At 74.0% G+C, this 14,292-nt stretch carries 12 protein-coding genes and 1 tRNA gene; 9 read left to right on the top strand and 4 right to left on the bottom strand.

Features of this window, described 5'->3' with window-relative positions:
- The first annotated feature begins 1 nt into the window (after position 1).
- The 5 genes from FZ103_RS24535 to FZ103_RS24515 all read left to right on the top strand — a co-directional run bounded on the left by FZ103_RS24535 (position 2) and on the right by FZ103_RS24515 (position 6,524).
- Positions 2–1,078, top strand: a complete 1,077-nt coding sequence (locus FZ103_RS24535) for an iron ABC transporter permease (RefSeq protein WP_343233700.1) — start codon at positions 2–4, stop codon at positions 1,076–1,078.
- Positions 1,075–2,130, top strand: coding sequence for an iron chelate uptake ABC transporter family permease subunit (locus FZ103_RS24530; RefSeq protein WP_343233699.1), 1,056 nt, complete (start codon positions 1,075–1,077; stop codon positions 2,128–2,130). The genes FZ103_RS24535 and FZ103_RS24530 overlap by 4 nt, the downstream gene beginning before the upstream one ends.
- A complete protein-coding gene (locus FZ103_RS24525; RefSeq protein WP_156004584.1) occupies positions 2,127–2,930 on the top strand; it encodes an ABC transporter ATP-binding protein in 804 nt (267 codons plus the stop codon). The genes FZ103_RS24530 and FZ103_RS24525 overlap by 4 nt, the downstream gene beginning before the upstream one ends.
- 555 nt (positions 2,931–3,485) lie before the next feature.
- Positions 3,486–4,574 (top strand): ferric reductase-like transmembrane domain-containing protein, encoded by a 1,089-nt coding sequence (locus FZ103_RS24520; RefSeq protein WP_156004583.1) that lies wholly within the window; start codon positions 3,486–3,488, stop codon positions 4,572–4,574.
- A gap of 378 nt (positions 4,575–4,952) precedes the next feature.
- Positions 4,953–6,524: an FAD-dependent oxidoreductase gene (locus tag FZ103_RS24515; protein ID WP_156004582.1), complete on the top strand. Its 1,572-nt coding sequence runs from the start codon at positions 4,953–4,955 to the stop codon at positions 6,522–6,524.
- A 50-nt stretch (positions 6,525–6,574) separates the two neighbouring features.
- On the opposite strand, the gene FZ103_RS25920 is transcribed toward FZ103_RS24515, so the two are convergent.
- Positions 6,575–9,373: a helix-turn-helix transcriptional regulator gene (locus FZ103_RS25920; protein ID WP_222936846.1), complete on the bottom strand. Its 2,799-nt coding sequence runs from the start codon at positions 9,371–9,373 to the stop codon at positions 6,575–6,577.
- Positions 9,374–9,539: 166 nt separating this feature from the next.
- Between FZ103_RS25920 and FZ103_RS24505 the strand changes: the two genes are divergently transcribed.
- The 3 genes from FZ103_RS24505 (at position 9,540) to FZ103_RS24495 (ending at position 12,211) form a co-directional block, all read left to right on the top strand.
- Positions 9,540–11,051, top strand: coding sequence for a multicopper oxidase family protein (locus FZ103_RS24505; RefSeq protein ID WP_156004580.1), 1,512 nt, complete (start codon positions 9,540–9,542; stop codon positions 11,049–11,051).
- Positions 11,052–11,297: 246 nt separating this feature from the next.
- Entirely contained in the window at positions 11,298–11,516 is a 219-nt protein-coding gene (locus tag FZ103_RS24500; RefSeq protein WP_156004579.1) for a hypothetical protein, read from the top strand.
- A 113-nt stretch (positions 11,517–11,629) separates the two neighbouring features.
- Complete coding sequence (locus FZ103_RS24495; RefSeq protein WP_156004578.1) at positions 11,630–12,211, top strand: DUF6924 domain-containing protein; 582 nt, start codon at positions 11,630–11,632, stop codon at positions 12,209–12,211.
- 47 nt (positions 12,212–12,258) lie between these two features.
- Here FZ103_RS24495 and FZ103_RS25230 read toward each other — a convergent pair whose 3' ends face one another.
- Positions 12,259–12,474 (bottom strand): hypothetical protein, encoded by a 216-nt coding sequence (locus tag FZ103_RS25230; RefSeq protein WP_222936845.1) that lies wholly within the window; start codon positions 12,472–12,474, stop codon positions 12,259–12,261.
- Between FZ103_RS25230 and FZ103_RS24485 the strand changes: the two genes are divergently transcribed.
- Positions 12,473–12,922, top strand: coding sequence for a DUF308 domain-containing protein (locus tag FZ103_RS24485; RefSeq protein WP_222936844.1), 450 nt, complete (start codon positions 12,473–12,475; stop codon positions 12,920–12,922). The genes FZ103_RS25230 and FZ103_RS24485 overlap by 2 nt on opposite strands.
- Positions 12,923–13,402: 480 nt before the next feature.
- Here FZ103_RS24485 and FZ103_RS24480 read toward each other — a convergent pair.
- Both FZ103_RS24480 and FZ103_RS24475 read right to left on the bottom strand, forming a co-directional pair.
- A tRNA-Pro gene (locus FZ103_RS24480) sits at positions 13,403–13,476 on the bottom strand.
- Between the two features lie 114 nt (positions 13,477–13,590).
- A complete protein-coding gene (locus tag FZ103_RS24475; RefSeq protein WP_156004576.1) occupies positions 13,591–14,184 on the bottom strand; it encodes a DUF523 domain-containing protein in 594 nt (197 codons plus the stop codon).
- Positions 14,185–14,292 lie beyond the last annotated feature (108 nt).

Here is a 14,292-nt window from a genome sequence, read left to right as displayed (position 1 = left end):
CGTGGCCGGCTCGACAACCGCTGCGCGGTCCGGGCCTGCGGCGGGCCCGATCCCGCGCAGCGGAAACGGCGGAAGCCTGTTCACCGGAGGGATCGGCAGAACGGCCGGGCTGGTGCTGGCGTGCCTGCTGCTGGCGGCCGCATCCGCCCTGTCGGTCCTCGTCGGCAACTACGACCTGAGCGTGGCCGATGCTCTCTCCGCCCTCGCCTCGCCCGGCGGCGGCGACGCCGACCGCGTCGTGTGGCACGTGCGCGTGCCGCGAACCGCCACCGGCGTGCTCGCCGGGATGGGGCTCGGCGCGGCGGGCGCCGTGATGCAAGGGCTGACCCGCAATCCGCTGGCGGGGCCGGGGATCCTCGGCGTCAACGCCGGGGGGGCCTTCGCCGTCGTGTCCGCCATGGCCTTCCTGCAGGTGAGCTCCCTCGCCGGCCACCTGTGGTCGGCCTTCGCCGGAGCCGCCCTGGCGGCGGTCTTCGTCTACGCGCTCGGTTCCCTGGGCGGCGGCGCCTCGCCGGTGAAGCTGGCACTGGCCGGGGCCGCCTTCAGCGCCATGGTCGGCTCCGCGACCACCGCCATCACCCTCCTCGACCCCTCCGTGCTCAACGACTTCCGGTTCTGGACGGTCGGCTCGCTGACCCGGTCTGGATCGGGGGACCTGGCGGTCGCCGCCCCCGCCGTGCTGGCCGGTGTCGGCCTGGCCGTGCTGATCGGCCGCGACCTCAACGCGGTCGCCCTCGGCGAGGACATGGCACGGAGTCTGGGCACCCGGGCGCTGGCGGCCCGGGCGCTGGGCGCCGTCTCGGTCGTGCTGCCGGCCGGCGCCGCGACGGCGATCGCCGGGCCGATCGGGTTCGTCGGCCTGGTCGTCCCCCACATGGCGAGAGCGCTGACAGGTCCGGACTACCGGTGGATCGTCCCCTGGTGCGTCCTGCTGGCGCCGACCGTGCTCCTGCTCGCCGACGTGCTCGGCAGAGTGCTGATCCGGCCCGAACAGCTGCAGGTGGGCATCGTGACGGGCCTGATCGGGGCCCCCTTCTTCATCCACCTGGTCCGCACGCGCAAGGCGGCCCGGCTGTGATCGCCGGCGACCGCGACGCGCTCCTGCTGCGCGGCCCGCGCGACGCAGTGGTGTTCCGGCTCGGGCGCCGGTCCGCAGCGCTGGCCGCGATCACCTGGCTGCTCGCCGGCTGCGCGGCCGTGCTTTCGCTGAGCCTGGGCCGGTTCGACATCGAGACCGCCGGCGTGCTGCGGGTCCTGGGCGGAGGCGGCACGCTCATCGAGTACGACGTCGTCGTGCGCAACCGGCTGCCGCGCGCGGCCACCGGCCTGGGAGCCGGTGCGGCCTTCGCGCTCTCCGGAGCGATCCTGCAGCGGATCGCGGCCAACCCCCTGGTCAGTCCGGACGTGATCGGCGTCAACTCCGGAGCCGCCTTCGGCGCCCTGGCGGTACTGACCGTCTTCGGCGGCTCGGGACTGCACACCGTCGCGGGCGCCCTCGCGGGGGCGGGGGCGACCGCGGCGGCGATCTTCGCGCTGTCGGCCAAGCGCGGCCTGAGCGGCCACCGGCTCGTGCTGGTCGGCATCGGGGTCGCGGCCATGCTGACCTCGGGCGTGTCCTTCCTGCTCACCCGGGCCGACTACCACGGGGCGACGGCCGCGGCCGCCTGGCTGACCGGAAGCCTCGCCAACCGCGGCGGCCTGCACGCGGCGATCATCGCCGCGGCCCTGGCGGCGGCCGTGCCCGCCCTGGTCGTACTGGCCCGCCACGTGCGGCTGCTCGAACTCGGCGACGAGCTGGCCGGCGTGCTCTCCAGGCACGCGGGCAGGGCAAGGACCGCCCTCGTCGCCGTCGCGGTGGGGCTCGCCGCGACGGCCACCGCCGCAGCCGGCCCCATCGGGTTCATCGCTCTCGCGGCGCCCCAGATCGTCCGCCGGCTGCTCCCCGGACGCGGCGCCGCCTTCGCACCCACCGCGGCGGTCGGCGCCCTGCTCACGGTCTCCGCGGACCTCGCCGCCCGGATGCTGTTCGCTCCGGTCGAGCTGCCCGTCGGCGCCGTGACCGGGGTGGTGGGAGCACCGGTGCTGCTGTACCTCCTCGCCCGCGCCAACCGGATCGGACACGCAGGATGACATCGCACTCCCCATCGGCGGCCACGCTGGCCGCCACCGGCCTCAGCCTCGGATACCGGTCCCAGACCGTCGTCGACCGGGTCTCGGTGGCGCTGCCGCCCGAGCAGGTCACCGTGATCGTCGGACCCAACGGCTGCGGGAAGTCGACCCTGCTGCGGGGACTGGCCCGGCTGCTCAAGCCGCGGGGCGGGGCCGTCCTCCTGGACGGTGCAGACATCGCCCGGCTGCCGGCCAGGAGCCTCGCCCGGCGGCTGGGGCTGCTTCCGCAGCAGCCCGTCGCCCCGGACGGGATCACCGCCGCCGATCTCATCGCGCGCGGGCGCCACCCGCACCAGCGGTGGTTCCGCCAGTTCAGCGACACCGACGCCGCGGCGGTCTCCCGGGCCATGGCCGCCACCGGTGTGACCGAACTGGCCGAACGTCCGATCGAGGAGCTCTCCGGAGGCCAGCGCCAGCGGGTGTGGATCGCCCTGGCGCTCGCGCAGGACCCCGATGTGATGCTCCTCGACGAGCCGACGACCTACCTGGATCCGGCCCACCAGGTCGACGTGCTGGAGCTGCTCACCGGCGCGGACACCCGGTCGGGCCGGACGATCGTGCTCGTGCTGCACGACCTCGGCCTCGCCGGCCGCTACGCCGACCATCTCATCGTCATGAAGGACGGGGAGATCGCCGCGCAGGGGGCGCCCTCGCAGGTGGTCACCGCCGAGACCGTGGAGGCCGTGTTCTCGCTGCCGTGCAGGGTGATCGAGGATCCGCTCACGGGGACGCCGATCGTGCTGCCGCGGCCCCGCCGCTAGGACCGCGCGTGGGCAGTGGTCCGGCATCCGTTCGCGACGTCCTCCCCATGGGCTCGCAGGGTCGGGCGGCTCCCGAGCGCGGGTGCGGCGGTCCACCCTGCCCGAACACGGCCTCGACGAATCCGGTTCACCAGCCGGCGCACGCGTATCCGGGTACACCCCGGCGAACCCGTTTCCGTTGGTAATCGCCGCCGTGCATTCTCGCGGAAGTGTCTCCCCGAGTTCTGCGGATCGCGGGTCGGGCCGCCTTGTCTGGAAGGGTGGAAACCACCTCGGGATATCGGTCGGGCGCGAAGTCGCCACCGCGCAAAATTCCTGGTCGAAAAACGTCTTCCGAGGTCCTGGATCGGGTCGCGGAACGCCGCCCCGGCACCGGATCCCGGGCACGGGAAGTGCACCTCCGCACGCGCCGATGAGGCCCGCCGGGTTCTCCCGTCGCCGTTCTCCTGGGCGGGCATTCCCTGGCGGCAGGGGAATATGAGAAGCTGTCCGCCGAGGCTGCGGATTGTCCGTCGTCGAGGCCGCGGAAAGCGGCACGGAAAACGGAGTCGTGCAATGTCCGAACAGGCTGATGCGGCCGCGTCCGCAGCGCGGGGCCGGGTAAGAACCGGACGGTTCGACTGGCCCGGTCTGCAAGCCGACCTGCGCGGCGCGGTGCCCGATGCCGCCATCGCGCTGGTGATCACGGGCGCGGTCTTCGCGTGGCTGTACGCCCGGGTGGAGAACGGGACCTCGGCGACGATCCGGGTCATGCCGATGCTCGCCGATGCACCCGAGTTCTGGATGTACTGGCTGTGCCAGGCGTTCGGCTGGTCGGGGCTGCTGTGGGCCTACATCACGGTCCTGTTCGGCCTGCTCCGGTCCGGGCCCCGCCCTGCGTGGGGGTGGCTGACGGTGCCGCGGGTGGAGAAGCTGCACCGCACGACGAGCCTGACGACCATCGGGCTGATGTTCATGCACGCCTTCATGTTCTTCGCCGACCAGGTCCGGGCCAACCAGCAGGACCACTCCTGGGCCGGCGGGCTCCTCACGGCCTTCGCCGACGTCTTCGTCCCCGGCGTCTACTCCTCGGGCACCGGCCGCATCGCGATCCTGCTCGGCCTGCTCGCGCTCTATCTGGCGATCCCGCTGGGCCTGGCCTTCTACCTGCGTCAGCGGACCGGTTCGCGCATGTGGCGGGCCCTGCACCGATTCATCATCGTGGTCTACATCCTCAGCGTGTGGCACACCCTGCTGTATGGCACCAACGTCTGGTACGACGGCCCCTTCCGCACCCTGGTGTGGGCGCTGCAGCTGCCCCTCGCCGGGCTCCTGCTGCTGCGGTTGCTTACGCCGGCACGCCCGAGCGAACGGCTGCGCCTGCGGGGCCCGGGCAGGGAGTCGCGCCCGCTGCCCTTGACGGCGCGGCTCGCCGGCCGACTCGCCGTTGTGGCAGCCCTCCTCGGCCTGCTGGCCGTCATCGCCACCGGAGCCGACGGAGGCCGTAGGCCGGGCGGCGAGTCACCGGGGCTGTGGCCCGAGCAATGGGTGATCTGGACGGGCCTGCTGGTGCTGACGCTCGTGCTGGTGGCCGTCGCCCACCGCCTGCGGCCGTCGGCGGCCGCACGCCCATCGGGATCGCAGGCCGGCGGCAGGCGGCGGTAGCGCGACGTTCGAACACGGCTCCTCGGCAGGACGCGCGGGGCCTGCCGTACGGGCTGTTCCCGCTGGTCTGCGCGGGCGCCGCAAACCGGCTGAACCCGGTCCCCGCCGCACGTGCGGCCCGCTCCCTCCCGATCACGGCGCTAGGCTCACCGCCGCCCGCGCCCCGGGCCCTCGCCGAGCGCGGACGGGTGGCGCAGTGCAGGCTGAGGCCGCGGATAAGGAATCCGCCCGACGCTTCGAGCCGGGATCGCCCTCCATCCTTGCCCCGTCTGCGACCGACGCAGTCGACTGGCCTCCCGCCGGTATCCGGCCGCCGCGCGCCCACCCGACGCGGCCGCGCCATCCCGAAGGCGGAGCCGAACCATGTTGAGAGGGACCATGCCAGACCAGCACACCCCCGTCCTCATCGTCGGCGGCGGAGTCACCGGACTCTCCGCTGCTCTGTTCCTGGCCCGGCACGGAGTGCCCTGCACGCTCGTCGAGCGCCACCCCGATGTGCTGCCGCATCCGCGCGCCCGCGGCCTCACCCCGCGGACGATGGAGGCCTACCGGCAATGCGGGCTGGAGCAGGCCCTGCGTGCCGCCTCCTATGCCGGCCCGGACTTCGCCTGGCGCCCGGTGAAAGCCGACACGCTCGCCGACGACGCCTACGAGGTCCCCGAGGAGCCGGGTGAGGACGACGGATCGGCGGCGAGCCCGACCGGGTTCTGCCCGGTCGACCAGGACGTCGTGGAGCGCATCGTCCGCGCGAAGGCCCGAAAGGCCGGCGCGGTCCTGCGCTACGGCGTCGAACTCGACTCCTTCGAGCAGGACGGCGGCGGTGTGACGGCCGTGCTCGCCGACCGCTCCTCGGGCGCCGAGCAGGTCCTGCGTGCCGACTACCTCGTGGCGGCCGACGGCATCCACAGCGGCGTCCGGCAGCGGCTCGGGATCGCGACCGAGGGGCCCGGGACCCTGTACGACACCCTCACCGCGCTCGTCGACGCCGACCTCGCTCCGGCGTTGCGCGGACGTGCGGTCAGCATGGCCTACCTGCAGCGGCCGCGCCCCTTCACCATCCTGATGCCGCACGACACCGAGGGCCGGAAGTGGGTGTTCGGCACCGGCTACGACCCCGCGCAGGAGTCGACGACCGACTACACCGACCAGCGGGTCGCCGAGATGGTGCGCGAAGCGGCCGGCCTGCCCGGCGCGCAGGTGGCGCTGCGCCCGCAGATTCCGGGAACCGACCGCACGGTATTGGGCTTTCCCATCGCCGCGCAGATCGCGACCGAGTACCGCAAGGGCCGGGTGTTCCTGGTCGGCGACGCTGCGCACGTGTGGCCCCCCACGGGCGGGCTCGGCGCCAACGCCGGCATCCAGGACGCGCACAACCTGGCCTGGAAGCTCGCCGCCGTCATCGCCGGCGAGGCGGGCGCGGCCCTGCTCGACACTTACCACGACGAGCGGCGAAGCGTCGGTACGGCAACGATGCGGCAGGCCATGGCGCTGTTCGGGAGCCGGATGGGTCCGGGCGCGGACGAGGCGGCGCTCGACTACGCGGCGGTGTCGCTCGGCTACCGGTACCGTTCGGCCGCGGTCGTCGGCGCTCCCGCGGACGCGGCCCCCGTGCCGCCGCACCTGCTGGAGGGCGCGCCGGGAAGCCGCGCGCCGCACGTGACGGCATACCGGAACGGGACCGTGATGTCCACACTCGACCTCTACGGTGCGGGATTCGTACTGCTGGCGGGACCGCAGGGAGCGGCCTGGACGAAGGCCGCGGCCGGGCGCGGCCTCGCGGCGCACCGGTTCGGAGCCGACCTGTCCGACGCCTCGGCCGAGCACGGCATCGGCGCCGAAGGCGCGCTGCTGGTGCGCCCGGACGGGTTCGTCGCCTGGCGCAGCCGGGCCGGAAGCCGGGACCCGGCCGCCGACCTCGACCGTGTCCTCGACCAGGTGCTGGCGCGCTGAGTCCGCCGCCCGGACGTTGGGCGCCCGCACAGCGGCCGCGTCCAGCGCGGTCACGGCTCGAACAGGCCCAGGCGGTGCGCGGTCGCGGCCGCCTCGCCCCGCGTCGCGGCCCCGAGCTTGCCCAGGATGCGGGAGACGTGCACGCTCGCCGTCTTGACGCTGATGAACAGCTCGGCCGCGATCCGGCGGTTGCTGCTGCCCTCGGCCACCAGACGCAGGACCTCGGCCTCGCGGGCGGTCAGCCCCAGCCTCTCGGCCGGGGTCTTCGCGGCGGGCGCCTCGTGCTCCAGCACCACGTGGGCGCCGCGGGCCAGGACCTCGATCTCCTGCAGCAGGGCGGCCGCTCCCAGGTCGCGGGCAGTCGCCGCGGCCGACCGCAGCAGCGCGGGGACCCCGCCGCGGTCCTTGCCCCGCCCCTCCTCCTGAGCGGTGCGCATGGTCGCGTAGGCCTCGCGATAGGGATCTGCGACCGCTTTCCACGCGGCCGCGGCCGCCGACCACCGAGCGTCGCCGAGTTCGGCTGCGCACTCGGCGGCGAAGGCCGCCCACGGGGGCGTGTCCCGCCGCAGCCCGCCGGCGGTGGCGCGAACCCGTTCGCGCAGGCTCGCGTCGCCCTCGCGGACGGCGGCGCGAGCCGCCACCGGCAGCAGCGGCCAGGCGTCGGCCTCGTTGCCGGCGCGGGCCGCTCTGTCCAACCCCTGGACGACGATCCGCCGCGCGTCCTCGGGCCGGTTCTCCGCGAGCGCCACCTCCGCCTCGACCCGGAGGTACGGCAAGGCGTAGACGGGCGGGGCGGCCTCGCCCCCCACCAGGGGCCGGGCCAGCGAGCAGCGCTCCCGCGCCGTCGGCAGGTCGCCGCGCCGCAGCGCCGCCTCGCCGCTCAGCGCGAGCAGCACGCCGGCGAACCCGCTGGCCGGGTCCTTGCGCAGGGCCAGCGCGGCCGCCTCCTCGACGCGGGCGTAGCGTCCCATGGCGTTCAGCGCGGTAGCCAGTACCGCGGTGAGGAGCGCCCCCAGCGTCCGCTCCAGCCCGGCGGCACGGCAGGACTCCAACCCGGCCTCCGCCGTGCCGACCGCGGCCTCGTACCGCCCCAGCGACACCTCCACGATCGCGAGGTTGACCCTGGCCCGGGCCGAGCCGATCGTATCGCCGCGCTCGGCGCACTCCTCCCGGACCGAGTGGAGCACGGACAGCCCGACCGCGCGGTCGCCGATGCGGGTGAGCGCCGTTCCCAGCGTGATGCGGGCGTTTGCCGCCAGCGCGGCGTCGCCGTTGTCGGCGGCGAGCCGCAGCGCCTGCTCGCCGATGTCGCGCGCCCTCTCCCAGCGGCAGTCGGCCATGAACACGGCGCCGGCCAGGTCCAGCACCGGAGCCTGCTCGGCGGCCGGGACCCCCTCCAGCCGCCCCAGCGCCTCCTCCGCTGCGGCGGCGGCACCGCCGCGTCGCAGGTTGAGCAGTGTCAGCGCACGCAGTGCGAGCAGCATCGCCTCCTCGCCGGGGGTGCCGGGGGCGCCCTCGGCCAGAGCGCGCTCGATGAGGTCCAGTGCCAGGACGTCCTCGCCTGCCCACGCCGCCGCCTCGACGGCGCGGCGGAGCAGCGCGGGGCGGTCGTGCTCGGCGATGCGCAGCGCCCGTTCCAGCAGCCGGGCCTGCTCGGCGCGGGCATTGAGGCGTTCGGCGGCGTCGGCGGCCTCAAGCAGGGCGGGGAGCGCCTGCTCCAGGTCGCCGGCCCCGTACCAGTGGTGCGCGGCCTCGGAGGCGCGGCGCTCCGGCGCGACGAGCGACGGGTCACTCTGCAGCGCCCGGGCGTACCTGCGGTGGTACCGCCTCGCCTGCGCGGGGAGGAGGTCGTCGCGCACCGCTTCGCGAAGCAATGCGTGGGCGAAGGCGTAGCTGTCGCCGGAGGGCACCAGCAGGCGGGCGTCCACGGCGGTCCGCAGCCCCGCGATCAGCTCGGCCTCGTCCAGGCCGGCGACCGCCGCGATCAGGTCGTGGGAGACGGGTGCGGCGCTGAGCGCGGCGAGCCGCACCAGCTCGCGCACCCGGTCGTCGAGCCGCCGCACCCGCCGCAGGACCAGATCGGCCAACGACGGGGGCAGCACGTCTTCGGCGGCGAGCTCGCGGACCGCGAGGGTGTTGCCCCCGGTCCGGCGGAAGACCTCGTCGACCCGGCGCTCGGAGAACCGCTCCGGCGCGAGGGCACCGATGAGTCCGGCCGTTTCGGCCCGGCCCAGCGGGGGCAGGTCGATCCGGTGCGCGCCGGGCAGCCGCCCGAGCTCGGCGAGGAAGCCGACCAGCGGATGATCGGGGCCGATGTCGTCGGAACGGTAGGCGGCCGCGGTCACGACGCGGCTGTCGCGCAGCGTCCGGACGAGGTAGCGCAGCAGATCGAGCGTGGACCGGTCGGCCCAGTGCAGGTCGTCGACGGCCAGCAGCACGGTGCGCTCCTGGCCGAGGCGCTCCACCAGGGCGGTCAACGCGTCGAACAACCGGGCGGGGCCGCCGCGGTCGTCCGGTTGCGGACCGCCCGTGCGCGGCAGCAGGGGAGCCAGGGCCGCGGCGTCGGGGGCCAGTTCGGCCACCCGTTCCCGGCCGACCTGCCGCACGAGGTCGCGCACCATGGCACGCACCGGCACCAGCGCCAGCCCTTGCGAGCCCAGTTCGATCCCCGCTCCGCGCACGACCCGAGCGCCCGCCGCGGCGAGGTTCTCGGCGAAGTGCTCGAGCAGGAAGGTCTTGCCGATGCCCGCCGCACCGCCGACGGCCACGAACTGCGGGTACCCGGCCTGCGCGCCCTGGACCGCCTCGCCGAGAACGGCGAGCTGCGGCCGGCGTCCGATGAGCTCCACGCTGCCGATCATGCCGGACCCCCCGGGCACCGTCCTTTCGGGGTGCCTCCTGCGCGACCGGCCGCGCGGAATAAGTCCCCGGTTAGGGCATCGTCCCGATTCCCGCTCGGGGACCCCTCCGCGACCGTTGGAGCATCGGATCGCCCACCGGATCGGAGCACCTCCCATGGGACGCCTCACCCGCCGCGCACTGCTCGCCTGCGGCCTGATCGGCCTGCCCGCGCTCGCCGCCGGCGGCGGGTTCGCGGCGGCGTTCGCGGGCGCCCGGACCGGAACGCTCGGGCGGGTCGCGTTCACCCGACCGCTGGCCGTGCCCCCGCTGGCGGAATCTCGCCTGGACGGCGCTGGGCGCCGCGTCTTCGACCTGGTAGCAGAAGCGGGCGAGACGGACTTCCTCCCGGGCGGCCCCACCGTGACGTGGGGAGTCAACGGCGGCTACCTGGGGCCTACGCTGCGCGCCGCGCGCGGGGAGCGGGTGCTGATCAACGTGCGCAACGACCTGGGGGAGCCGACCAGCCTGCACTGGCACGGAATGCACCTGCCCGCGGCGATGGACGGCGGCCCGCACCAGGAGATCCCGCCCGGCCGGAGCTGGGCGCCGGCGTGGACGGTCGACCAGCGCGCCGCGACCCTGTGGTACCATCCCCACCCGCACGGGCGGACCGCGCGGCACGTCTACCGGGGGCTCGCCGGGCTCTTCATCGTGGACGACCCCGGGTCCGAGCCGGAGGGCCTGCCCCACCGCTACGGGGTCGACGACATCCCGGTGATCGTGCAGGACAAGAACTTCGACCGGAACAACCAGCTCGACGAGGACAGCCCGGCTCTGAGCGACGTCGGGGTGCTCGGTGAGACGATCGTCGTCAACGGCACCGTCGCCCCGTATCTGCGCGTCACCACCGAGCGGGTGCGGCTGCGCCTGCTCAACGCCTCCAACGCGCGGGTCTACCGCTTCGGCTTCGCAGACGACCGGCCGTTCCGGCTGATCGCCACCGACGGAGGGCTGCTGCCCGCCCCGCACGAGACCACCCGGATCCAGCTCTCACCGGGCGAGCGCGCCGAGATCGTGGTGGAGGCGGTTCCGGGGGAGCGGGCCGTGCTGCGCAGCTACCCGCCGCGGATCGGCACCAACTTCTGGGACGAGCGCTTCAGCGGCGGCGACGACGCGTTCGACGTGCTGGAGCTGCGCGGCGGCTCCGACCTGGAACCCGCCGGAGTGCTGCCGGCGGTGCTGGCCCCGGCTCCCGCGGTGGACCTCGCCGAGCCGGCCGCCGAACGCGCCTTCCAGCTCACCGGCCGGGAGATCAACGGCAAGCTGATGGACATGGGGCGCATCGACTTCGCCTCGGCCGTGGACACCACCGAGGTGTGGGAGGTGGTCAACATCGACGGCACCTACCACAACTTCCACGTCCACGACGTGCAGTTCCAGGTTCTCAGCGTCGACGGGCAGAAGCCGCCGCCCGAACTCTCGGGCTGGAAGGACACGGTGTTCCTGCCGCCCTATCGCAAGGTCCGCATCGCGCTGCACTTCACCGACCACACCGACCCGGACACGCCGTACATGTACCACTGCCATGTCCTCTACCACGAGGATCAGGGCATGATGGGCCAGTTCACCGTCGTCGAACCCGGTCAGGAGCCCGGCCCCGCCGAGATGCCGGCGCACGGCGCGTGACTTGGCGATGCGCGGACCGGACGCCGGTTGCGGAGTCGCCTGAAAATGCACGCCGACGCCGATAGCGGTGGCCGAAGGGCCTTCCGCGTGTGCGATGAGGCCGTTGGAGAAGCGCGGTCCAGCCGGCTGGGCGCAGCCCTGCCCCCTTGTTCAAGCCGCTTTTGGCTTCTGCTCGGGTTGCATTGACGCGAGGTGGGGCAGCCCGCCCATGGTCAGTGCTGCCAACGACGATGGACGGTGACCACTATGATCGAGAAACTGTCCCAGGCCGGAATCACCTCCGACATGGCCTACGCCGCAGGGGCCGCCTCCATCGGCCTGAGTATCTTGGCCTGGTCGGCCTCGAAGGCGAAGGAAGACGCCGGTACCGATCGTGCCGACCGGTGGGGGATGTTCATCGGCGAATGGGCCCCGACATTCTTCGCGTTGGGCGTCGCGCTCCGATTGGAGGAGACACGCAGGTAGCGCCTACCCGAATGGGAGGTCGACTCCCGGGACGGGCCGAGGCTGCCGTTCGTGGACCGGTTAAGCTCGGGCCCGTCAACAACTGCTGAATGCCCGCCGGACCGGGAGGCCGTGTGACCGCACAGTTGCCGGAAACCGACTACTCGCCACTGCTGCGTACCGACTTCACAGATGACGCGGCGTGGCAGGTGCTACTGGAAAGGCTCGGCCGCGACTGGATGACCGTTCTGGCCGACCGCGGTCACCAAGGGCTGTCCGTGCCGGAGCTGGTGGGCCTGGTGCCGGAGGGCAGTCGCTATCCGGTGCTCGTCGTTGCCGACGGCCGGACATTCTCCGCAGATGAGCGCTCGCTATTGCTCATCGACGTCGACGAGGAGCCCGGCCGGACGGTTCGGGTCGCGCCCGCGGCGGTCCCGTCCGTGGTGGGAAACCTGGCGATCCGGAACCGGACTTTCGACGACTACCTGGACGCGGTCGACGGCGCCGGCGTCTATCAGCTCTCCGACGGTCATCGCCGGGCGCTCGCCGAACTCCAAGGGCACGGACGAGCCGGCGCGCCCCCCGGCGTGGCCCGGGCGGCGGGTCCGGTCCGTGCCGCCCGGCCGAGTCGGCGCGGTTCCCCCGTACAGCCCTCGATACGTCGGCCCGGCGACGCCGCAGAGCCACCGAGTCCCGGCACGCCGCCGGGACACTGACCCGCACGCCCGCGCCGGGCCCGCGGCCGCCGCGGGCCCGGCGACTTTTAGGAGGCTTCCGCGGCCGCGAGAGAGTCGGCCACGGCGGACGGCTCGCCGAGGTAGCCGTTCACCATCGCCCCGTCGCGCAGGATCATCAGCTGCCGCGCGGCGGAGGCGACATCCGGCACCCCGGCCTCCGCGGCGATGTCGGCGAACTCCTCCAGCATCCATCCGCGGTGCGCGTCGGCCTGGGCGGTGCTCCTCTTCGTGACCTCGGCCATGACGGGGCCGCTCCTGACGGTCGTGCTGGTCGTCTATCCGCTCTTCGACGCGGGAGCCGTCCTGTGGCAGCTCCGCGTCGCCCCGGACGCGGAACGCTCGAAGGTCTCGGGCCGGTTCAACGTGGTCGTCAGCGTCGTCGTGGCCATCGTCCTCGGCGCGGCGTCGACCGTGTCCATCGCCGCCGCCCTCGGAGTCTGGGGTGCGTGGGCGATCGGCTCCGGCATCCCCCAGCTCATCACCGCCATCCGCAACCGGCGCTCCGGCGGCCAGGTCCCCCAGATACTCAGCGGCGCCATCTCGGTGCTGGCCGGGGCCTCGTTTCTCGCCCAAGCCGTCCAGGGCGGCGCCAACATCGCCGGTGCGGCCGGCTACGCGACCCTCGGCGGGATCTTCTTCCTGATCTCCGCGATCCGCCTGAGCATCCTGCTGCGGAAGAAGGCGGCCTGACACCGCCTGCGACCGAGGCGTTCGGCTACGCCGGATCGCCATCGCCAGGCGGGCCCATCCCAGGGAATGCGCGGGGAGCGCTGCCGTCGACACCGCTGATCGTCGGCAGCCCCGCCTGTGGGTCCGGCGGCACCGCCTGGACGTGCTCCCGGCCGCTGCGTCCGGAGGTGTCGGCACCAGGGACGGTCGGGCGGGGTGCAGGACTCATCGGCCCCCGCCTCACGCGTCTGGGCTCGGGCGCACGCGGGGATGGTTCCAGGACGTCCGCACTGGCGCTGGCGAGATGCCGCCGTGGTCCCCGCGCATGTGTCAACGTCGCCCGCAAACGGACCACTCGACCACAGGTGAGCACCGCTCAGTGACTCGTTTGAACATCCTGAGGCGCCAGATGACGTTCGAGTCCACGGTCGAATGACGGTCGAACGCCCAGGAGCCCGACCACCTACCTCGGTGGTCGGGCTCCTGACCTGCTTTAACGTGTCGGGACGGCGGGATTTGAACCCACGACCCCTTGACCCCCAGTCAAGTGCGCTACCAAACTGCGCCACGTCCCGGTGTCCGGTGGGCTGCCGCCCTGCGGACGAGTAAGACTCTATCGCATCTGCGGGGCTGCTCGCGCCACGTTCGGGGCGCTGTCGGGCGCCCGGGCGGGGTTGCCCGGCAGCGGGCTACGGGACCTCGCCCGGGAGGGCGCGCAGGTGGGTGTCTGCGGCCGTGAGGGCGGTTTCCGGGAAGACGGTGATGCCGTGGTCCTGGAGCAGGCGGGTGGTGATCCCCGGGCCCGGAGCGGTCGTGCCGGTGAAGGTCCCGTCGTAGACGCGGTGCAGGCCGCAGGACGGGCTGGACTCCTTGAGCAGGGCGGTGCGCACGCCGTGCCGGCGGGCCGTGGCCAGGGCCGCCCGGGCGCCCTCGAGGTAGTGGCGGGTGACGTCCTCGCCGTGCGGCGTGCGGATGCGGGCACGGCCCTCCAGGACGGCTCGGGCGTCGGCCCCCGGCTCGATCTCGGCGGGCGGGCGCGGGACGGGCAGGCCGCCGGCCACCTCCGGGCAGTGGGCGACGATGCGCCCCTCGGCGCGCCAGCGCTCGATCACGGCGTCCTCGACGGTCTTGGCCCGCCCGTCGAAGCGCACCCGGCTGCCCAGCAGGCACGCACTGACCAGGACGCGGTTCGCCGGCGCCGAGCCCGCGGCGCCCGCCGCCTCACGGCGCAGCGCGCTCTCCCCGCCTCCGCTGGGCCCCGCCGCGGCGGGTGTGGCTGCCATGGACCGCCCTCCGGCTCCGGTGTCCCCGATCGTCCGGCGCGCGCCGGTGCGGCGTCCCGCCCTCCGGCGGGTCGGCTGGTCGGCCGCGCGCACGCTCGCCCGCCCAGC

It is taken from the genome of Streptomonospora sp. PA3, assembly GCF_009728995.1.
In the GTDB taxonomy this organism is placed as follows: Bacteria; Actinomycetota; Actinomycetes; order Streptosporangiales; family Streptosporangiaceae; genus Streptomonospora.
The sequence above is the reverse complement of the archived record's forward strand: the minus strand, read 5'-3'. Positions and strand labels throughout refer to the sequence as shown.

Excerpts from the sequence above, each read along its gene's own strand:
- FZ103_RS25230 (WP_222936845.1), bottom strand. The coding sequence starts at position 12,474 with ATGGCCGAGGTCACGAAGAGGAGCACCGCCCAGGCCGACGCGCACCGC.
- FZ103_RS24515 (WP_156004582.1), top strand. The coding sequence starts at position 4,953 with ATGCCAGACCAGCACACCCCCGTCCTCATCGTCGGCGGCGGAGTCACC.
- FZ103_RS24475 (WP_156004576.1), bottom strand. The coding sequence starts at position 14,184 with ATGGCAGCCACACCCGCCGCGGCGGGGCCCAGCGGAGGCGGGGAGAGC.
- FZ103_RS24485 (WP_222936844.1), top strand. The coding sequence starts at position 12,473 with ATGACGGGGCCGCTCCTGACGGTCGTGCTGGTCGTCTATCCGCTCTTC.
- FZ103_RS24525 (WP_156004584.1), top strand. The coding sequence starts at position 2,127 with ATGACATCGCACTCCCCATCGGCGGCCACGCTGGCCGCCACCGGCCTC.
- FZ103_RS24500 (WP_156004579.1), top strand. The coding sequence starts at position 11,298 with ATGATCGAGAAACTGTCCCAGGCCGGAATCACCTCCGACATGGCCTAC.
- FZ103_RS24520 (WP_156004583.1), top strand. The coding sequence starts at position 3,486 with ATGTCCGAACAGGCTGATGCGGCCGCGTCCGCAGCGCGGGGCCGGGTA.
- FZ103_RS24505 (WP_156004580.1), top strand. The coding sequence starts at position 9,540 with ATGGGACGCCTCACCCGCCGCGCACTGCTCGCCTGCGGCCTGATCGGC.